We start from the raw sequence: 20,249 nt of genomic DNA on the forward strand, positions 1-20,249 counted from the left end.
CGTTCCGCGCCGCCAAGGAGGGTGGTACCGCGGGAGCCCAGCTCTCGTCCCTCCGACGGAAGAGCAACTGTCCGCCGGAGGAGTTCGTAGATGGCACCCCCGCAGTACCGCCAGGTACCCGCCCAGGTCGACCTGCCCGCGCTCGAGCACGCCGTGCTCGACTTCTGGCGCGAGAGCAAGATCTTCGCCAAGAGCCTCGATCAGTCCGAGGGCCGCCCCGAATGGGTGTTCTACGAGGGCCCGCCGACCGCCAACGGCATGCCCGGCGCGCACCACATCGAGGCCCGCGTCTTCAAGGACGTCTTCCCGCGCTTCCGCACCATGCGCGGCTATCACGTCGGCCGCAAGGCCGGCTGGGACTGCCACGGGCTGCCGGTCGAGCTCGCCGTCGAGAAGGAGCTCGGCTTCTCCGGCAAGAAGGACATCGAGGCGTACGGCATCGCCGAGTTCAACGAGAAGTGCCGCGAGTCGGTGACCCGGCACACCGACGCCTTCGCGGAACTGACGAACCGCATGGGCTACTGGGTCGACCTCGACGACGCGTACCGCACGATGGACCCCTCGTACATCGAGTCCGTCTGGTGGTCGCTGAAGGAGATCTTCAACAAGGGCCTGCTGGTCCAGGACCACCGCGTCGCGCCCTGGTGCCCCCGGTGCGGTACCGGCCTGTCCGACCACGAGTTGGCGCAGGGCTACGAGACGGTCGTGGACCCCTCGGTCTTCGTCCGCTTCCCGCTCACCTCGGGCCCCCTCGCCGGCGAGGCGTCGCTGCTGGTGTGGACGACGACCCCGTGGACGCTGGTGTCCAACACGGCGGTCGCCGCGCACCCCGAGGTCACCTACGTGGTGGCCACGGACGGCAACGAGAAGCTGGTCGTCGCCGAGCCGCTGCTCGAGAAGGCGCTCGGCGAAGGCTGGGAGACCACCGGGGCGTCGTTCACCGGCGCCGAGATGGAGCGCTGGACGTATCAGCGCCCCTTCGAGCTGGTCGAGTTCCCGGCGCCCGCGCACTACGTCGTCAACGCCGAGTACGTCACGACCGAGGACGGTACGGGTCTGGTCCACCAGTCCCCCGCCTTCGGTGAGGACGACCTCAAGGTCTGCCGTGCGTACGGCCTGCCCGTGGTGAACCCGGTCCGCCCGGACGGCACCTTCGAGGAGGACGTCCCGCTGGTCGGCGGCGTCTTCTTCAAGAAGGCCGACGAGGCACTGACCGAGGACCTCCAGACGCGCGGCCTGCTCTTCCGGCACGTCCCGTACGAGCACAGCTACCCGCACTGCTGGCGCTGCCACACGGCGCTGCTCTACTACGCGCAGCCGTCCTGGTACATCCGCACCACCGCCATCAAGGACCGGCTGCTCGAGGAGAACGAGAACACCAACTGGTTCCCCGACTCGGTCAAGCAGGGCCGGTACGGCGACTGGCTCAACAACAACATCGACTGGGCGCTCTCCCGCAACCGCTACTGGGGCACGCCGCTGCCGATCTGGCGCTGCGAGGAGGACCACCTCACGGTCGTCGGCTCGCGTGCCGAGCTGACCGAGCTGACGGGCACCGACCAGTCGGCGCTGGACCCGCACCGCCCGTTCATCGACGCGGTCACCTTCGACTGCCCGCAGTGCTCCGCCACCGCGACCCGTGTCCCTGAGGTCATCGACGCCTGGTACGACTCGGGTTCGATGCCGTTCGCGCAGTGGGGATACCCGTACCGGAACAAGGAGATCTTCGAGAAGCGCTACCCGGCGCAGTTCATCTCGGAGGCGATCGACCAGACCCGCGGGTGGTTCTACACCCTGATGGCGGTCGGCACTCTGGTCTTCGACAAGTCCTCCTACGAGAACGTCGTGTGCCTCGGCCACATCCTCGCCGAGGACGGCCGCAAGATGTCCAAGCACCTGGGGAACATCCTCCAGCCGATCCCGCTCATGGATCAGCACGGCGCGGACGCGGTGCGCTGGTTCATGGCCGCCGGCGGCTCCCCGTGGGCCGCCCGCCGGGTCGGTCACGGCACCATCCAGGAGGTCGTCCGCAAGACGCTCCTCACCTACTGGAACACGGTGGCCTTCCAGGCGCTGTATGCCCGCACGTCCAACTGGGCGCCCTCCGCGGCCGATCCGGCCCCGGCGGAGCGCACGGTGCTGGACCGGTGGCTGCTGAGCGAGCTCAACGCGCTGGTGGACCAGACGACGCAGGCGATGGAGTCGTACGACACCCAGCGCGCCGGCAAGCTGCTGTCCTCGTTCGTCGACGACCTGTCGAACTGGTACGTGCGCCGCTCGCGCCGCCGCTTCTGGCAGGGCGACAAGGCGGCCCTGCGCACGCTCCACGACGTGGTGGAGACGGTGACGCGGCTCATGGCGCCGCTGACCCCGTTCATCACGGAGCGGGTCTGGCAGGACCTGGTGGTCCCGGTGACGGTGGACGCCCCCGAGTCGGTGCACCTGTCCACGTGGCCGGCGGCGGACCTGGACGCGATCGACCCGGTGCTGTCCCAGCAGATGGCGCTGGTACGGCGGCTGGTCGAGCTGGGACGCGCGACGCGGGCCGAGTCGGGCGTCAAGACCCGCCAGCCGCTCTCGCGTGCGCTGGTGGCGGCGACGGGCTTCGAGTCGCTCTCCCCCGAGCTGCGTGCGCAGATCACCGAGGAGCTGAACGTCTCCTCGCTCGCCACCCTCGCCGAGGTCGGCGGCTCGCTCGTCGACACGACGGCGAAGGCCAACTTCCGGGCGCTGGGCAAGCGGTTCGGCAAGGGCGTTCAGGCCGTGGCCAAGGCGGTCGCCGAGGCGGACGCGGCGGCCCTGTCGCTCGCGCTGCGCAACGGCACGGCCACGGTGACGGTCGACGGCGAGACGATCACCCTCTCCCCGGACGAGGTGATCATCACGGAGACCCCGCGCGAGGGCTGGTCGGTGGCGTCCGACGCGGGCGCGACGGTCGCGCTCGACCTGGAGATCACCCCCGAGCTGCGCCTCGCGGGCCTTGCACGTGACGCGATCCGCCTGATCCAGGAGGCCCGCAAGAACAGCGGCCTCGATGTGGCGGACCGGATCGCGGTCGTCTGGTCCTCGACGGACCCCTCGACGACGGAGGCGCTCACGGAGCACGCCCCGCTGATCTCGGACGAGGTGCTGGCGACGTCGTTCACCCCGTCGACCCCGCCCGCGGACTTCGGCCCGCCCTTCACGGACGAGGGCCTGTCTTTGACGTTCCACCTGCGCAAGCAGTAACCGCCCTGCACGAAGGGGCCCGGGGCTTCGGCCTCGGGCCCTTTCGTGTTGCCGGGGCGGCCCCGATCGACGCCTGCTCGAGGCGCAGCCCCCGCCCAACCGCACGCGGGCTCAGTCCGCACAGCCCCGAGCAGGACACCTCGCCGGACCCACATCAGGCCGCGCCAAGCGCGAGGACCCGGGCCCGCACCCCCGGTCAGGACGTGGCGACCCGAGCCGGACCTCGCGGTGACTGCGGCGGCCGTACTCGCGCTGACGACGGCGTGCGGTCAGGAGCAGGGTACGCAGACGCCCAACGGTCAGGCCGTCGGTGCGGTAGCCGGCCGCACCACATCAAGCCCCGCCGGCGATTGAGGCGCGAACGGCCCGGGGGCACGCAGCCCGGCTCAGCCCCAGCACCCCCGGCAGGACTGCCGGCCGAGCCGATCCCCGCCAGGCGCGAGGACCCGGGCCCGCAACCCCGGCCAGGCGGTACCGACCCGAGCGCGACTGCCGGCCGCACCACATCAAGCCCGCCGGCGATTGAGGCGCGAACGGCCCGGGGGCACGCTGCCCGGCTCAGCCCCAGCACCCGGCAGGACTGCCGGCCGAGCCGATCCCCGCCAGGCGCGAGGACCCGGGCCCGCAACCCCGGCCAGGCGGTACCGACCCGAGCGCGACAGCCAGCCGCACCACATCAAGCCCCGCCGGCGATTGAGGCGCAAGGGCCAGGCGGGCGCCCCGGTCGCGACAGACACCCGCACAAGACAAGGGCCGGGCCCGGGACATGGTCCCGGGCCCGGCCCTCAGCCTGCCGACGGCTACGCGCGCTCCGCGCGACCGCCCGTCAGTTGTCGTCCTCGTCGATCAGGAAGCCCCGCATCGGCGACGGCGCCTGCTGCATCGGCTGCGGCGCCTGCGGCCGTACCGGTGCCATCGGCTGAGTCATCGCCGGGGACATCTGCTGCTGGCCACCGTACGAGGGCGGACCGCCCATCGACGGGTTGCCGCCCATCGACTGGCCCATGGACGGGTTGCCACCCATGGTGTGACCCATCGAACCCGCGCCGGCCGAAGCCATCGACGGGGACGGCGGCAGCGACGCGGCCGCCGGGGTCCGCGGCGGAGCCAGCGAGTCGTCGGCCTGGGTCTCCAGCTGACGCAGCTGCGACTCCAGGTAGGACTTCAGACGCGTACGGTACTCACGCTCGAAGCCTCGCAGGTCCTCGACCTTGCGCTCCAGCGTGGCGCGGGCCGACTCCAGCGAGCCCATCGCGACGCGGTGCTTCTCCTGCGCGTCCCGCTCGAGCGCGTCCGCCTTGGCGCGGGCGTCCCGCTCCAGGCCCTCGGCGCGCGAACGTGCCTCGCCGACGATCTTGTTGGCCTCGGAACGAGCCTCGGCGATCGCCTGGTCGGCGGTCTGCTGGGCCAGCGAGAGGACACGCGCGGCGCTGTCGCCGCCGGGGCCCTGACCGGGCTGACCCATCTGCGGGCCGTGACCCATCGGGCCGCCCATGGGGCCACCCTGCATCGGACCGCCCATGGGGCCGCCCTGCATGGGACCACCCTGCATGGGGCCGGGGCCGTGCTGGCCCTGCGGGCCGCCGTGGCTGGGGCCGGCCGGAAGCTGCGGAGCACCACCGGGCAGCTGGGGCGGGCCCATCTGCGGAGGCTGCTGCTGGACCGGCGGTCCGGATATGGCGGCGGGCACCGGGGCACCCGGGCCTCGGCCGTCCTGCTGCTCCGGCGGCTTGCGCATGCCCTGCTGCTGCTGGTTCTGCGCCGCCGCACGGGTCGCCGCGGCCAGCTTGGCGCGCAGGTCCTCGTTCTCGCGGAGCAGGCGGGTCAGCTCGGACTCGACCTCGTCGAGGAAGGCATCGACCTCGTCCTCGTCATAGCCTTCTCGGAGGCGGACGGTCGTGAACTGCTTGTTCCGCACGTCCTCGGGGGTCAGCGGCATCTCTTCTTCACCTCTACGTAGTCGTCGGCAGTCGGCAAGACCGTATCGCTCACATCAATTCCCCACGCTGTTCACGATGGAGATCAGGATGTAAACGATGATCATCAGAACGAAGAAGGACAGGTCGAGTGCCACGCCCCCGAGACGCAGCGGCGGGATGAACCGCCGCAGAAGCTTGAGCGGTGGATCGGTGACAGTGTAGGTGGCCTCCAGAACGACCACCATCGCCTTGCCGGGTTGCCATGAGCGGGCGAACTGGAAGACGTAGTCCATGACCAGCCGGAAAATCAGCACGATGAGGAAGCACATGAGCACGATGTAGATCACTTGTAGTGCGACGCCCATCCCGCGCTTCCCTCTCCCCTGGCTCTCTCGGTCCGGCCTCGCGGCCGGGTCGTTCCCGTGTCGTGTCTCAGCTCTGGTTGAAGAACCCGCCCTCTGCGATGCGGGCCTTGTCCTCCGCCGTGACATCGACGTTAGCAGGCGACAACAGGAACACCTTCTGCGTCACTCGCTCAATGCTGCCATGCAGACCGAAGACGAGTCCCGCGGCAAAGTCGACAAGTCGCTTCGCATCGGTGTCGTCCATCTCCGTGAGATTCATGATCACCGGGGTGCCCTCGCGGAAGTGTTCCCCGATGGTACGGGCCTCGTTGTAGGTCCGCGGGTGAAGTGTGGTGATGCGGTAGGGCTCCCGCTCGGACACAACCTTGGGCATGATCACCGGTGCGTTCTTCTCCAGGCTCGGACGTTCAGGTGTGATGGATGCCACGGGGGCAATTCGTGCCGGACGTCCACTTTCAGCGGGAAGCGGAACCGGCTCACGCTGCGCCGGGGGCTGAACTGCCCGCACCGGCTCCTCCCGCTCCACCTGGTGCGGGGGTTGGTGCCGCCGGTGCTCCCGCTCGGGCTCCGGCTCGGGTTCGAAGTCGTCGTCGGGATCGAAACCCCGGCCGTCGTACCCATCGTCCTCCACGAGGCCGAGGTAGACCGCCATCTTGCGCATCGCGCCGGCCATTCTCTGAGTCCTCCGCTCTGTGGTGGATCGGCCTCGTCACCAAGTGCCCGCGATCCACTCGGCCTGCCCGCTATGTGGCGGGAATGACCATATTTTCTGCTGTGGTCCGACTTGCTTCGCGACGTTACCCGAGCCGGGGTCGGACTCCGAGTACCGCGGTGCCGACGCGTACATGTGTCGCTCCGGCCGCCACCGCCTCTTCGAGATCCGCACTCATCCCTGCTGACACCATGTTCGCAGCCGGATGCCCGGCGCGCAGGCTGGATGAGAATTCCATCATCCGCTCGAATGCCGCCCGTTGCCGCCCCGCGAACGGTCCGGCCAGCGGCGCGACGGTCATGAGTCCGTCGAGCCGCAACCCTGGCGCCTCCGCGACCGCGGCGGCCAACTCGTCGATCCCGTCGGGCGCGACGCCGCCCCGCTCCCCCCGGGTCCCCGCGTCGGCGTCCAGCGCGACCTGGATCAGACAGCCGAGCTCGCGCTCCGCCTTCACGGCGGCCGACGAGAGTGCGCCGACCAGCTTCAGTCGGTCGACCGACTGCACCACATCGGCATAACTCGCAACAGAACGGACCTTGTTCGTCTGCAACTGACCGACGAAGTGCCAGCTGAGGTCCAGATCCGAGCAGGCCTCGGCCTTGGGGGCCGCGTCCTGGTCACGATTCTCGGCCACATGCCGGACTCCGAGTTCGTGGAGCAGGCGCACATCACTGGCGGGGTAGGTCTTGGTGACGACGATGAGCGTCACCTCCTCCCGCTTGCGGCCGGCAGCCGCGCAGGCAGAGGAGATACGTTCCTCCACTGCCGCCAGGTTCGTCGCGAGTTCGTTTCTGCGGTCGGTCATGCGTGTGTCACTCCAGCCAGCCAGACATATCCGGCGAGCCGCCCGGTGGTGCGGTCCCGGCGGTACGAGAAGTGGTCCCGCGACTCCAGTGTGCAGAATCCGGACGCCTGCCGGTCGGCGACACCGAGGGCTTCGAGCTGGGCATGCACTCCGGCGGTCACATCGACGGCCGGGGTCCCCCAGCTCGTCTCCGACCAGGCGGCCGGTTCGGCCGCCGCCACCTCGGCGCGCATCTGCTCGGGCACCTCGTAGCACCGTCCGCAGACCGCCGGCCCCGTACGGGCCACGATCCGCTCCGGCTCCGCGCCCAGCGACGTCATCGCCGCCACGGTGGCGGGCACGATCCCCGCGACCATCCCGGGGCGGCCGGCGTGCGCGGCTCCCACCACACCCGCGACCGGGTCGGCGAGCAGGACGGGAGTGCAGTCCGCGGTCAGTACGGCGAGGGCGAGCCCCCGACGGTTGGTGACCACCCCGTCGACCTGCGGGACCGGCGCGTCACCCCACGGCCCGTCGACCACGGCGACGTCCTTGCCGTGGACCTGGTTCATCCAGACGACCGCGTCCGGGTCGAGCCCCAGCTCCTCGGCGGCGGCCGCCCGGTTCGCCAGGACGGCGGCGGGGTCGTCGCCGACCGCGCCGCCGAGGTTGAGCTCCTCGTACGGAACGGCGCTCACCCCGCCCCACCTGTCGGTGAAGGCGAAATGGGCGCCGCTCGCGTGTATCGGGTCGTGCCGCACGGTCACTTCAAGAAGTCCGGTACATCCAGCTCTTCGGCCTGGGTGTCCGGGTACGGACGGGCCGGCGGGACGTGCGGGGAGGACGACGACGACAGGTCGTTCGCGACCGGGAGAGGCTCGGACTCCTCGCGGACCGGAACACTGCCCAGTCCGGAGGACCGGGGCGACTCGGTACCGCGCGCCGGGGTGGCCGGCGGCTCCTCGCGCTTGTTCGAGGCCGAGCCGAGAACGTTGTCGCGCTTGGTCGGCGGCTGACCGCCGTCGAAGCCCGCCGCGATGACCGTGACCCGTACCTCGTCGCCGAGCGCGTCGTCGATCACCGCACCGAAGATGATGTTGGCCTCGGGGTGGGCGGCCTCGCTCACCAGCTGCGCGGCCTCGTTGATCTCGAAGAGACCGAGGTCCGAACCGCCGGAGATGGAGAGCAGCACGCCGCGGGCGCCGTCGATGGACGCCTCGAGCAGCGGCGAGGAGATCGCCATTTCGGCGGCGGCGACCGCGCGGTCGTCGCCGCGGGCCGAGCCGATGCCCATGAGCGCCGAGCCGGCCTCGGACATCACGGACTTGACGTCGGCGAAGTCGAGGTTGATCAGGCCCGGGGTGGTGATGAGGTCGGTGATGCCCTGGACACCCGAAAGCAGCACCTGGTCCGCGGACTTGAACGCGTCCAGCACGCTGACCTGGCGGTCCGAGATGGACAGCAGCCGGTCGTTGGGGATGACGATGAGGGTGTCGACCTCTTCGCGGAGCTCGGCGATGCCGTCCTCCGCCTGGTTCGCGCGGCGGCGTCCCTCGAAGGTGAACGGGCGGGTGACCACACCGATCGTGAGGGCGCCGAGCGAGCGCGCGATGTTGGCGACGACGGGTGCGCCGCCGGTGCCGGTGCCGCCGCCTTCGCCTGCGGTGACGAAGACCATGTCGGCCCCCTTGAGGACCTCCTCGATCTCCTCACGGTGGTCCTCTGCCGCCTTGCGACCGACTGCCGGATTGGCCCCGGCGCCGAGGCCGCGGGTGAGTTCACGGCCGACGTCGAGCTTGACGTCGGCGTCGCTCATCAACAGAGCCTGTGCGTCTGTGTTGATCGCGATGAACTCGACGCCCTTGAGACCGACCTCGATCATTCGGTTGATGGCATTGACACCACCGCCGCCGACACCGATGACCTTGATGACTGCGAGGTAGTTCTGCGGTGCTGCCACGTCGAAGGCCTCTCGCCTCGAGTTACGTGTCGTCACGGCGCGGTTCTCGTGCCGCGACGACGGATGCCGATGGGACGGTCCGAAACGCCGACCCAAACCCTAACGTTGAAGTTTAGGGTTACCAGTGTGTCCGTTCGCTGGACTCTTCCGAACAGGACACTAAGTCGACAAGTGGCGCACGTTCAATGAACACGCCGAACCTCCCGTTTTTCTTTTCACCCTATGTGATCAGCCGTTGCGATGACCAACCAGGGTGCTGGCCAGCGCAAATGTGCGTCAACTCCCCGACGCCGCAGGGGCGGTGGGCGCACTCACATCGAAGTGCCGGGCCGACGGGGCGGCTTTCATCAGCGCGGTGAGCGCGCGCGCCTTCGCCTCGCCGTCCGCGGAGCTCCCCCACACCACCGTGCGGTCGCGGCTCAACTCCAGGGAGATGTAGTCGTATGAGCGCACTACAACGGTCCGGGTGTCCGTGGCGACTTTTCCGGGGACTTCGCTTCTGACGCGTACCGCCTCGGCGACAAGCCGGGCGGTCCCGAACCGGCGCAGACTCGGCGACTGCTCGGGCGTCAATTGCAGCAGGGGAACGGCTTTGGGAGCCTTGTCGACCGTGGCGAACCGAACGCCCTTCGCGTCCACTTCGACGAACTGCTCGCCCTTCGCCATGAGCAGGACGGGCTTTCGTTCGGTCACCTTCATCGCGACGCCGTCGGGCCACGAGCGGGACACCTCGACCGAGTCGATCCGCGGAAGTCGCTTCAGCAGCCTGGCTTCAATGCCGCCCGTGTCGACGGAAATCAGCGGCGAGCCCATCGGGACGTCCGCCGCCGCGACCACCTCGCCCGGCGAAAGAATGTCCGTACCCGACGCCTTCACCTGCTCCACGCGCAGCAGATCGGAGCCGTAGAGCGCCCAGACCCCGCCGCCGGCGAACAGGACGGCGGCGAGGGCGAGCAGCAGGGCCCGGCCGCTCAGGCGCAGCCGGCGCCTGCGGCGGCGGCCCGGGGGCGGGCCGGACGTCTCACCCTTGGACTTCCAGGGCTTGCGTGCACCGCGCTCGGCGGTGGTCGGTCCGGCCACGCTCCCGGTCTCCTTCCGGCTGGGGCCCGGGGTCGCCCCGGGGCCGGCGCAGGCTCACGCCTGCCGGCGTGCCGCCATCGCCTCGTACACCATGCCGACGAGGAGGTCGTCGGCGTCCCTGCGGCCGAACTCGGCGGCTGCACGGGACATCTCGTACAGCCGGTGCGGATCGGCCAGTACCGGAAGGACATTGCCCTGGACCCACTCGGGGGTCAGTTCCGCGTCGTCGACCAGCAGCCCACCGCCGGCCTTCACCACGGGCTGGGCGTTGAGCCGCTGTTCGCCGTTGCCGATCGGCAGCGGTACGTACGCGGCGGGGAGCCCGACGGCGGAGAGTTCGGCGACGGTCATCGCGCCCGCGCGGCAGAGCATCATGTCGGCCGCGGCGTACGCGAGGTCCATCCGGTCCACGTACGGTACCGGGATGTAGGGCGGCATTCCGGGCATGTTGTCCACGCGCGGCAGTTCGTTCTTCGGGCCGACCGCGTGGAGGATCTGGATGCCGGAGCGCTGGAGGACCGGGGCGATCTGCTGGACGACCTCGTTGAGACGGCGGGCGCCCTGCGAGCCGCCGGACACCAGCAGGGTCGGCAGATTGGGGTCGAGACCGAACGCGGCGCGCGCCTCGGGGCGCACCCGGGCGCGGTCGAGGGTCGCGATGGAGTAGCGCAGCGGGATGCCGATGTAGCGGGCGCCGCGCAGCTTGCTGTCGGGCGTGGCGACGGCGACGCCCGCGGCGTACCGGGAGCCGATCTTGTTGGCGAGGCCGGGCCGGGCGTTGGCCTCGTGCACCACGATCGGGACACCGAGCCGCTTGGCGGCCAGATACGCGGGCAGGGCCACATAGCCGCCGAAGCCGACGACGCAGTCCGCCTTGGTGCGCTCCAGGACCTGCTCGGCGGCCTTGATGGTGCCGCGCAGACGCCCGGGGACGGTGATGAGCTCCGCCGTGGGCCTGCGCGGCAGCGGCACGGCGGGGATGAGCGCCAGCTCATAGCCCCGTTCGGGCACCAGCCTGGTCTCGAGTCCGCGCTCCGTGCCGAGGGCCGTGATCCCCATGGTCGGGTCCTGCCTGCGCAGGGCATCCGCGAGGGCGAGCGCCGGCTCGATGTGGCCGGCGGTCCCCCCACCGGCGAGTACGACATGCACCGAAATTCACCGCTCTCCGGACGGACGCCTCTTGACGCGCCGTCTCATCGTCTTCCATCTCACCCCTGGCCTCCGCACGGCCAGAGCCGCCTTCGCGGCGGGATCCTCTCGCGCGAAGGCGATCAGCAGCCCGACAGCGAACATGGACGGCAGCAGAGCCGACCCTCCGTAGGAGAACAGCGGGAGCGGGACACCGGCGATCGGCAGCAGACCGAGCACCGCACCGATGTTGACCACGGCCTGCGCCGTGATCCAGGTGGTCACACCTCCCGCCGCGTACCTCACGAAGGGTTCCTCCGTGCGTCCGGCAACGCGGATACCCGCATAGCCTAGAGCCGCGAACAGAGCGAGCACCGACAGCGTCCCCGCCAGGCCCAGTTCCTCCCCGGCGATGGCGAAGATGAAGTCGGTGTGAGGTTCGGGGAGTTGGCCCCATTTCTCCACACTTGCACCGAGGCCGGATCCGAACCATCCGCCGGAGGCAAGAGCATAGATCCCGTGCACGGCCTGCCAGCACTCGCCCTGGGGTCCGAGATCGATCGCCCCGATGCAGGAGAGCCGTGACATGCGGTTCTCATTGGTGCGGATCAGCATGAGGCCGACGAATCCGGCAACGCCGAGCACTCCGGCGAACAGCCGCGTGGGCGCCCCGGCCAGCCACAGCAGGCCGAAGAGGATCGCGGTGAGGATGATCGCCGTGCCCATGTCGCCGCCGAGCATGATCAGGCCGAGCAGTATGAAGGCGACCGGCACGAGCGGTACGAGCATGTGCTTCCACTGGGTCAGCAGCCGCTTGTCCTGCTTGCGGGCGAGCAGGTCGGCCCCCCACAGGATCAGCGCCAGCTTGCCGAACTCACTGGGCTGGAGCTGGAAGGGACCGCCGAGGTAGATCCAGTTCTGGTTGCCGTTGACCGCATGCCCTATCCCGGGGATCTGGACGAGCACCATCAGGAAGACGGTGCCCATCAGCAGCGGGTAGGCCAGCGCCCGGTGCAGCTTGGACGGCATCCGGGAGGCGAGGAGCAGCAGCCCGGTGCCGATGACGGCGGCGAGGAACTGCTTGCGGAAGAAGTACGAGGCCGGCAGCGAGAGCTCCAGCGCCTTGATCATCGAGGCGGAGTAGACCATCACCAGGCCGAGCACGGTGATGAGCAGGGCGCTGCCGAGGATCAGGTAGTACGCGGTCAGCGGCCGGTCCCAGGCCTTGCGTGCCTGTTCGTACAGCCGCCGGACGCCGTTGCCGCCCGGGGGCCGGGGAATGCCCGGTCCGGGGGCTCTGGCGGCGACGGGGCGGCGTGCCTTGGCGGTCCCGCCGCGCAGGGCGACGCCGGCCCTGCTGCGGGCCGCGCTCCGCGCGGCGGGGGCGGTGTCGTCGGCCGGCATGGTCGCTGTCCCCTCCAGTCGTGCCTGACGCGCTGCGAGCCTCCCGGAAGGTGTCCCGGGAGGCACGGCACGGCGCGGAGGTCGGGCCGGTCAGGCGCGCTCGGCGGCGAGTGCGCGGACCGCGTCCGCGAACGCCTCGCCTCGCTTGTTGTAATTGGCGAACATGTCCATCGAGGCACAGGCCGGGGCCAGGAGAACCGTGTCCCCCGGCCGGGCGAGCTGCGCCGCCTCCCGGACCGCCGCCGACATCGCCCCAGTGTCTGTCCGGTCGAGGTCGACGACCGGGACCTCGGGGGCGTGTCGCGCGAGGGCTTCCCGGATGAGCGCACGGTCGGCTCCGACAAGTACGACTCCGCGCAGTCGCTTTGCCGACTTCTCGACGAGTTCGTCGAAGGTAGCGCCCTTCGCCAGCCCGCCCGCGATCCAGACGATCGGGTCGTAGGAGGCCAGGGACGCTTCCGCGGCATGGGTGTTGGTCGCCTTGGAGTCGTCGATCCAGGCGACCGAGTCGACGTCGGCGACCTTCTCGATGCGGTGCGGGTCGGGCCGGAAGGCCCGCAGTCCGTCGCGCACCGCGGCCGCGGGGACGCCGTACGCACGGGCCAGTGCCGCGGCCGCAAGGGCGTTGGCGATGTTGTGCGGCGCCGGCGGGTTCACATCGGTGACCTCGGCGAGTTCCTGGGCCTGCTGCTGCCGGTTGTCGACGAAGGCGCGGTCGACCAGCAGGCCTTCCACGACGCCGAGTTGGGAGGGTCCGGGCGTCCCGAGGGTGAAGCCGATCGCCCGGCAGCCCTCCTCGACGTCCGCCTCGCGGACCAGATCCTCGGTCGCCTTGTCGGCGACGTTGTAGACGCAGGCCACGGTGTTGCCCTCGTAGACGCGGCCCTTGGCGGCGGCGTACGCCTCCATGGAGCCGTGCCAGTCGATGTGGTCCGGCGCCAGGTTGAGCACGACGGCGGAGTGCGCGCGCAGCGAAGGCGCCCAGTGCAGCTGGTAGCTGGAGAGTTCCACGGCGAGGACGTCGTACGTCTCGTCACCCGCGACCGCGTCGAGGAGCGAGACACCGATGTTGCCGACGGCGGCGGTCCTCAGCCCGGCGGCCTCCAGGATCGAGGCGAGCATCCGCACGGTCGTGGTCTTGCCGTTGGTGCCGGTGACCGCGAGCCAGGGAGCCGCGTCCGGGCCGCGCAGACGCCACGCCAGTTCGACGTCGCCCCAGATCTCCACACCGGCCGCGGCGGCGGCCAGGAAGAGCGGCTTGTCGGGCTGCCAGCCGGGCGCGGTGACGACCAGTTCGGTGCCCTCGGGCAGGGTCGCCCCGTCGCCGAGGCGCACAGTGATGCCCTGGGCCTCCAGCTCGGCCGCCTGCGTACGGGAACGCTCGTCGTCCCCGTCGTTGACGACCGTCACCACGGCCCCGAGACCGTGCAGCACCTTCGCCGCGGGGATCCCGGAGACGCCCAGACCGGCGACGGTGACGCGCTTGCCCTGCCAGTCGGGCGTGCTCACTTGTCGGCCGCCCAGCCCGCGTAGAAGAGACCGAGGCCGACGATGACGCACATGCCCTGGATGATCCAGAAGCGCACCACGACAAGGACCTCGGACCACCCCTTGAGTTCGAAGTGGTGCTGAAGCGGAGCCATCCGGAAGACGCGCTTGCCGGTCATGCGGAACGAGCCGACCTGGATGACCACGGACATGGTGATCAGGACGAACAGTCCGCCGAGGAGGGCGAGCAGGAGCTCCGTGCGGGAGCAGATCGCCAGACCCGCGAGGGCGCCGCCGAGCGCCAGCGAGCCGGTGTCACCCATGAAGATCTTGGCGGGCGAGGTGTTCCACCACAGGAAGCCGAAGCAGGCGCCCATCAGGGCGGAGGCGACCACGGCGAGGTCGAGTGGATCGCGTACCTCGAAGCAGGCACTGGGGTTGGTCAGCGTCACCGCGTTGGCGCAGGACTCCTGGAACTGCCAGAGGCCGATGAAGGTGTACGCACCGAAGACCATCACGGACGCGCCGGTGGCCAGACCGTCCAGACCGTCCGTCAGGTTCACGCCGTTCGACATCGCGAGAATCATGAACAGCGCCCAGACCACGAACAGCACGGGCCCGATCGACCAGCCGAAGTCCGTGATGAACGACAGCTTGGTGGAGGCGGGGGTGTTGTTGCGGGTGTCCGCGAACTGGAGCGAGAGTACGGCGAAGGTGATGCCGACGATCAGCTGGCCGGCCATCTTCGCCTTGGCGCGCAGACCGAGCGAACGCTGCTTGACGATCTTGATGTAGTCGTCCAGGAAGCCGACGAGACCCATGCCCGCCATCAGGAAGAGCACCAGCACACCCGAGAACGTCGGGTCCTCGCCGGTGATCACCTTGGCCAGGGCGTACGCGATCAGCGTGGCCAGGATGAAGGAGATGCCGCCCATGGTGGGCGTGCCCTTCTTGCTGCCGTGGCTGCGCGGACCGTCGTCCCGGATGAACTGCCCGTATCCCTTGCGGGCCAGGAGTTTGATCAGCAGGGGTGTACCGACGAGCGTCAGAAAGAGCCCGATGGCTCCCGCGAAGAGGATCTGCCTCATCGGACGGCACCCTGCCCATCCGAGGATCCTGCCGCGTTCTCCAGCAGTGCCTGGGCGACCAGTTCGAGACCGACCGACCTGGAAGCCTTCACCAGCACGACGTCTCCCGGACGCAGTTCACTGCGCAACAGATCGATCGCCGCCTGCGCGTCGGACACGTGCACCGACTCCTCACCCCACGAACCCTCGTTATATGCGCCCAGCTGAAGCCAGGACGCTTCCCTGCCCCCGACTGCGACAAGCTTGCTGACGTTGAGCCGGACGGCGAGCCGTCCGACGGCGTCGTGCTCGGCGAGCGCTTCGTCTCCGAGCTCGGCCATCTGACCGAGCACCGCCCACGTCCTTCCCCCCTGTGCCTGTGCTGCTCCGCCCATGGCGGCCAGCGCGCGCAGCGCGGCCTTCATGGACTCGGGGTTCGCGTTGTAGGCGTCGTTGACGATCGTCACGCCGTCCGGTCGCTCAGTGACCTCCATGCGCCAGCGGGAGAGGGTGCCGGCCTCGGAGAGCGCGAGTGCGATCTCGTCGACGGGCATGCCCAGCTCATGGGCGACGGCGGCCGCGGCGAGCGCGTTCGACACGTGGTGCTCACCGTACAGCCGCATGGTCACGTCGCTGCACCCGGTGGGGGTTTGGAGCGTGAAGGCGGGCTGTCCTTGGTGGGTGAGCCGGACATTCTCGGCACGGATGTCGGCGCTGTCGGCCTCTCCGAAGAAGACCACCCGGGCCTTCGTCCGGGGGGCCATGGCCCGTACCAGCGGATCGTCGGCGTTGAGCACGGCCACGCCGCCCGCGTCGGCGGGCGGAAGGTTCTCGATGATCTCGCCCTTGGCCTGGGCGATCTGCTCGCGGCCCCCGAACTCGCCGATGTGGGCGGAGCCCACGTTCAGTACGAGCCCGACCTTCGGCGGCACCAGGCCGGTGAGGTAGCGGATGTCGCCGATGTAGCGGGCGCCCATTTCGAGGACGAGGTGCTGAGTGCCTTCGTCGGCCCGCAGGGCGGTCAGGGGCAGGCCGATCTCGTTGTTGAGATTGCCCGCGGGGAAGACGGTCGGGCCCTTGCGCTCCAGGAGTTGGGCGATCAGGTCCTTGGTGCTCGTCTTGCCGGCGGAGCCGGTGAGCGCGACGGTCGTGGTGCCGAGGCGTTCGACGACGTGGCGCGCGAGCGCGCCCAGCGCGGCGGTGACGTCGGGCACGACGATCGCGGCTACGCCGACGGGGCGGGTCGCCAGGACGGCCGCGGCACCCGCGCCGACGGCCCGCTCGGCGTAGTCGTGGCCGTCGACCCGCTCGCCGGCGAACGCGGCGAACAGTGCGCCGGGCCCCACCTGGCGGGAGTCGATGACCACGGGACCGGTGATCCGCACCGCCGGATCCGGTATGTCGTGCGGCTGCCCGCCGACGATTTCGGCGATCTCGGCGAGGGAGAGAGCGATCACTTGGTCATCCCCGGGTGCTCTCGTTCCGGCCCGCCTTCGCGGGCCGAACCCGCGGGAAGGGTGGCGCGGATGGCTGCGCGCAGGACCTCGCGGTCGTCGAAGGCGCGGACGACTCCGGCGATGTCCTGGCCCTGCTCGTGGCCCTTGCCCGCGATCAGCACGGTGTCGCCGGGCTCGGCGCGGCTGACGGCCAGCGCGATGGCCGCGGCCCGGTCGGCCTCGATCAGGACGTCGCCGCGCTCGTGGATCGGTACCTCGGCGGCGCCGGCCAGCATGGCGGCGAGGATCGCCAGGGGGTCCTCGGAGCGCGGGTTGTCGGAGGTCAGCACGGTGGTGTCGGCGAGACGGGCCGCCGCGGCGCCCATCGGGCCGCGCTTGGTCTTGTCCCGGTCTCCGCCGCAGCCGAGCACGATGTGCACATTGCCCTCGGTGACCTTGCGCAGGGAGCGCAGCACGGATTCGACCGCGTCGGTCTTGTGGGCGTAGTCGACGACGGCCAGATACGGCTGGCCCTCGTCCACGCGCTCCAGACGGCCCGGCACACCGGGCACGGCGGCGATGCCGTCCGCGGCGGTCTGCGGGTCGATGCCGGCGACGGCCAGGGTGACGACGGCGGCCAGGGTGTTGGCCACGTTGAACGGTCCCGGCAGCGGGGCCTCGGCGCGGATCCGCTCGCCGCCGGGGCCCACCACCGTGAAGACCGAGCCGACCGAGCTGATCTCGACGTCCTCGGCATGCCAGTCGGCGTCCGGGTGGCCCTCGGCGGAGAAGGTGGTGACCGGTACGGACGCCTCCTTGATGAGCCTGCGGCCGTATTCGTCGTCGAAGTTCACGACGCCCGTCCTGCTGCGCAGGGGCGTGAAGAGCTGCGCCTTCGCCTGGAAGTAGTCCTCCATGTCGGAGTGGAACTCCATGTGCTCGGGGCTCAGGTTGTTGAAGACGGCGACGTCGAAGACGCAGCCGTCGACCCGGCCGAGCACGAGGGCGTGGCTGGAGACCTCCATGGCGACCGCCTCGACACCGCGCTCGCGCATGACCGCGAACAGCGCCTGGAGGTCGGTGGCCTCGGGGGTGGTGCGTTCGGACTTGATGCGCTCGTCGCCGATGCGCATCTCGACGGTGCCGATCAGCCCCGTACTGCGGCCGGCCGCCCGCAGGCCGCCCTCGACGAGGTACGCCGAGGTCGTCTTGCCGGACGTGCCCGTGATGCCGATCTGCAGCAGGTCGTTGCCGGGGTGTCCGTAGATCTCGGTGGCGAGCTCGCCCATCCGGGCCCGGGGATCGTCGGTGACGAGGACCGGCAGACCGGTCTGCTCCGCGCGCTCGGCACCTGCCGGGTCCGTGAGGATCGCGGCGGCGCCCAGATCTGCGGCCTGGGCCGCGAAGTCGGCGCCGTGGAAGCGGGCGCCGGGCAGAGCGGCGTACACGTCACCGGGGCGTACGGCACGCGAGTCGTGCGTGATGCCCGTGACGTCCGCCGGATGCCCTTCGGGGCTCTTCACCCCCAGCCGGGAGGCCAGCTCCCCGAGGGGTGTCGGGTGGAGCCGGTCCGGACGGGGCGCTCCCGGCTGTTTCGCGGTGGCGTCCTGCGGGGTGGTTCGGGACTGATCAGCGTGTGGCACGGCGGTGAGCGTACCGGGCGCACCCTGTCCGGGGCTAAATGAGGGGGTGCCGCGAGCAGCACGGTGCGATGAGGGCGTTGTCACGGGTGGTTCCTCCGGTCATTCGCCGGGCTGGAAGGAGACGGGCAGCCGGGCGGGTTCGTTGCCGGTCGGCGCCACCTGCAGCGTCTTCAGCGCGAACTCCATGACCTGCTGGTAGATCGGGCCGCAGATCTGGCCGCCGAAGTAGCTGCCCTTCGTGGGGTTCTGGATGGCGCAGTAGACCGTGATTCTGGGCTTGTCGGCGGGGGCGAAGCCGGCGAAGGAGGCGGTGTAGCCGCGGTAGCGCCCGGTTTCCGGGTCGACGCGGTTGGCGGTGCCCGTCTTGCCCGCGACCCGGTAGCCGGGGATACGGGCCTTGGTGCCGGTGCCTTCCTCGTTGCCGACGACCGACTCCAGCATGGTCGCGAGCGTCTTCGCGGTCTTCTCGCTGACGACGCGGGTCTTCTTGGGTGCCGGGGCAGGCGTGAACCGTCCGTCGGGACCCTTGGTGCCGCGGACCATCGTCGGCTCCACGCGGACGCCGCCGTTGGCGATGGTCGAGTAGACGGACGCCGCCTGCATGGCGTTGATCGACAGTCCCTGGCCGAAGGGGATCGTGTACTGCTGCGAGGTCGACCACTTGGCGGGAGGCGCGAGGATGCCCGGCGTCTCCCCCGGGTAGTTCAGTCCGCTGGGGCTGCCCAGTCCGAACCTCCGCAGGTAGGAGTGGAGGACGCCGTTGGCCTGCGCCTGCGTCCTGCCGAGCTGGCCGGTCGCGAGGATGGTGCCGATGTTGCTGGACTTGGCGAGCACGCCGTTGAGCGTGAGGTACCAGGTCGGGTGGTCGATGTCGTCCTTGAAGAGCCGGTCCCCTCGGTGCAGCCGGTTGGGCACGACGACATGCGTGCCGGGGACGGCCGCCTCCTCCTCCAGCACGGCGGCCATGGACATGACCTTCGCGGTGGAGCCGGGCTCGTACGCGTCCTGGAGGGCCGCGTTGCCCATGGCGGCCGAATTGGCCTCGGAGAGATCGTTGGGGTCGAAGCCCGGCGCGTTCGCCATGGCGAGGACCTCGCCGGTCTGGGTGTCCTGCACTATCACGTAGCCGCGGTCCGCCGCGGACTTCCTGACCTGCTCGCTGATCGCGCGCTGGGCCGCCCACTGGATGTCGCGGTCGATGGTCAGCTCGATGTCCGAGCCGGGCACGGCCGGGGTCTCGTGGGTACCGCCCGCGGTGGGCACGCGCCGGCCGCCGGACTGGGCGTAGGTGATCTTTCCGTCCTCGCCGGCGAGGGGCTTGTCGAGCATGGACTCGATACCGCCGCCGCCGTGGCCGTCGGCGTTGACATAACCCAGTATCCCGGCGGCGAGGTCACCGTTGGGGTAGACGCGTCTGGTGCTCGGCTCCTGGAACACGCCGCCGAGCACATTGGCTCCGGGTCCGCCCTTGGCCTTGTCGGCCCTGGCCTTCTCGGCGAAGACGCCCTTCAGGTCCTTGATCTGGTTCCAGACCTGAGGGGTCTGGCGGCGGGCCAGCACCGCGTAGCGGGACTTGGGCGTCCTGAGCTTCTTGGCGAGCTCGTTGGCGTCCTTGCCGAGGATCGGCGCGAGCAGTCCGGCGGCCTGTTCGGGCGCGTTGGGCGACTTGCTGTCCTCGGGCGTGAACATCTTCGGGTCGGCCGTGATGTCGTACGCGTCGACGCTCGTGGCGAGCGCGACCCCGGCCCGGTCGGTGATCTCTCCGCGCTCCGCGGCGAGCACATGGCTGAGGTAGCGATTCTTCTCCGCCTTGGCCGCGTACGCGCTCGCGTCGACCGCCTGTACCTGGAGAAGGCGTACGACGAAGGCCAGCATCACCAGGGTCAGTCCGAGGCTGACCAGCCGCAGCCGCGGGCGCGGGCTGCCGAGCCGGATGGCACTGGGTCCGGGCTTGGGCGTACGCGGCCGGGGGCGTGCGGACGGCCGCCGGGAGGGCCCTGGCACCCGGCGGCGCGGTGGTTGCTGAGGAGGCACT

The 20,249-nt window shown here is 70.3% G+C and carries 15 protein-coding genes and 1 pseudogene; 2 read left to right on the top strand and 14 right to left on the bottom strand.

Annotated features, from left to right (window positions below):
* Window positions 1-90 precede the first annotated feature (90 nt).
* Both ileS and ACQPWZ_RS09390 read left to right on the top strand, forming a co-directional pair.
* Window positions 91-3,228 (top strand): isoleucine--tRNA ligase, encoded by a 3,138-nt coding sequence (gene ileS, locus ACQPWZ_RS09385; protein ID WP_433571096.1) that lies wholly within the window; start codon window positions 91-93, stop codon window positions 3,226-3,228.
* Window positions 3,229-3,381: 153 nt separating this feature from the next.
* A pseudogene (locus ACQPWZ_RS09390) lies at window positions 3,382-3,576 on the top strand (hypothetical protein); the annotation flags it as partial.
* A gap of 478 nt (window positions 3,577-4,054) precedes the next feature.
* Here the strand turns inward: ACQPWZ_RS09390 and ACQPWZ_RS09395 are convergent.
* The 14 genes from ACQPWZ_RS09395 to ACQPWZ_RS09460 all read right to left on the bottom strand — a co-directional run bounded on the left by ACQPWZ_RS09395 (window position 4,055) and on the right by ACQPWZ_RS09460 (window position 20,248).
* Window positions 4,055-5,167: a DivIVA domain-containing protein gene (locus ACQPWZ_RS09395; protein WP_327684736.1), complete on the bottom strand. Its 1,113-nt coding sequence runs from the start codon at window positions 5,165-5,167 to the stop codon at window positions 4,055-4,057.
* A gap of 54 nt (window positions 5,168-5,221) precedes the next feature.
* Entirely contained in the window at window positions 5,222-5,512 is a 291-nt protein-coding gene (locus ACQPWZ_RS09400; RefSeq protein ID WP_313946876.1) for a YggT family protein, read from the bottom strand.
* Window positions 5,513-5,579: 67 nt separating this feature from the next.
* The gene (locus ACQPWZ_RS09405) at window positions 5,580-6,185 is read right to left on the bottom strand and encodes a cell division protein SepF (protein WP_313946875.1); all 606 of its coding nucleotides are present in this window, start codon (window positions 6,183-6,185) and stop codon (window positions 5,580-5,582) included.
* 124 nt (window positions 6,186-6,309) lie between these two features.
* Entirely contained in the window at window positions 6,310-7,029 is a 720-nt protein-coding gene (locus tag ACQPWZ_RS09410) for a YggS family pyridoxal phosphate-dependent enzyme (RefSeq protein WP_433571097.1), read from the bottom strand.
* Window positions 7,026-7,775 (bottom strand): peptidoglycan editing factor PgeF, encoded by a 750-nt coding sequence (gene pgeF / locus ACQPWZ_RS09415; RefSeq protein ID WP_340472603.1) that lies wholly within the window; start codon window positions 7,773-7,775, stop codon window positions 7,026-7,028. Before pgeF ends, ACQPWZ_RS09410 begins: the two co-directional genes overlap by 4 nt.
* Window positions 7,772-8,968, bottom strand: coding sequence for a cell division protein FtsZ (gene ftsZ, locus ACQPWZ_RS09420; protein ID WP_433573795.1), 1,197 nt, complete (start codon window positions 8,966-8,968; stop codon window positions 7,772-7,774). The genes pgeF and ftsZ overlap by 4 nt, the downstream gene beginning before the upstream one ends.
* 276 nt (window positions 8,969-9,244) lie before the next feature.
* Window positions 9,245-10,048: a cell division protein FtsQ/DivIB gene (locus tag ACQPWZ_RS09425; protein ID WP_433571098.1), complete on the bottom strand. Its 804-nt coding sequence runs from the start codon at window positions 10,046-10,048 to the stop codon at window positions 9,245-9,247.
* A gap of 54 nt (window positions 10,049-10,102) precedes the next feature.
* Window positions 10,103-11,197: an undecaprenyldiphospho-muramoylpentapeptide beta-N-acetylglucosaminyltransferase gene (gene murG, locus ACQPWZ_RS09430; protein WP_313946870.1), complete on the bottom strand. Its 1,095-nt coding sequence runs from the start codon at window positions 11,195-11,197 to the stop codon at window positions 10,103-10,105.
* Window positions 11,198-11,203: 6 nt separating this feature from the next.
* Window positions 11,204-12,580: a putative lipid II flippase FtsW gene (ftsW, locus tag ACQPWZ_RS09435; RefSeq protein ID WP_356699200.1), complete on the bottom strand. Its 1,377-nt coding sequence runs from the start codon at window positions 12,578-12,580 to the stop codon at window positions 11,204-11,206.
* Between the two features lie 90 nt (window positions 12,581-12,670).
* Complete coding sequence (murD, locus tag ACQPWZ_RS09440) at window positions 12,671-14,089, bottom strand: UDP-N-acetylmuramoyl-L-alanine--D-glutamate ligase (RefSeq protein ID WP_340472605.1); 1,419 nt, start codon at window positions 14,087-14,089, stop codon at window positions 12,671-12,673.
* Window positions 14,086-15,156, bottom strand: coding sequence for a phospho-N-acetylmuramoyl-pentapeptide-transferase (gene mraY, locus ACQPWZ_RS09445; protein ID WP_340472606.1), 1,071 nt, complete (start codon window positions 15,154-15,156; stop codon window positions 14,086-14,088). The genes murD and mraY overlap by 4 nt, the downstream gene beginning before the upstream one ends.
* Entirely contained in the window at window positions 15,153-16,592 is a 1,440-nt protein-coding gene (locus tag ACQPWZ_RS09450) for a UDP-N-acetylmuramoyl-tripeptide--D-alanyl-D-alanine ligase (RefSeq protein WP_433571099.1), read from the bottom strand. Before ACQPWZ_RS09450 ends, mraY begins: the two co-directional genes overlap by 4 nt.
* Window positions 16,589-18,214 carry a UDP-N-acetylmuramoyl-L-alanyl-D-glutamate--2,6-diaminopimelate ligase gene (locus ACQPWZ_RS09455; RefSeq protein WP_340472608.1) on the bottom strand — a complete coding sequence of 542 codons (1,626 nt, stop codon included), beginning with the start codon at window positions 18,212-18,214 and terminating at the stop codon, window positions 16,589-16,591. The genes ACQPWZ_RS09450 and ACQPWZ_RS09455 overlap by 4 nt, the downstream gene beginning before the upstream one ends.
* A 99-nt stretch (window positions 18,215-18,313) precedes the next feature.
* Window positions 18,314-20,248, bottom strand: a complete 1,935-nt coding sequence (locus ACQPWZ_RS09460) for a peptidoglycan D,D-transpeptidase FtsI family protein (RefSeq protein ID WP_356699194.1) — start codon at window positions 20,246-20,248, stop codon at window positions 18,314-18,316.
* Window position 20,249: the final 1 nt, after the last annotated feature.

This window comes from Streptomyces sp. CA-251247, assembly GCF_050952975.1.
Taxonomy (GTDB): Bacteria; Actinomycetota; Actinomycetes; order Streptomycetales; family Streptomycetaceae; genus Streptomyces; species Streptomyces achmelvichensis.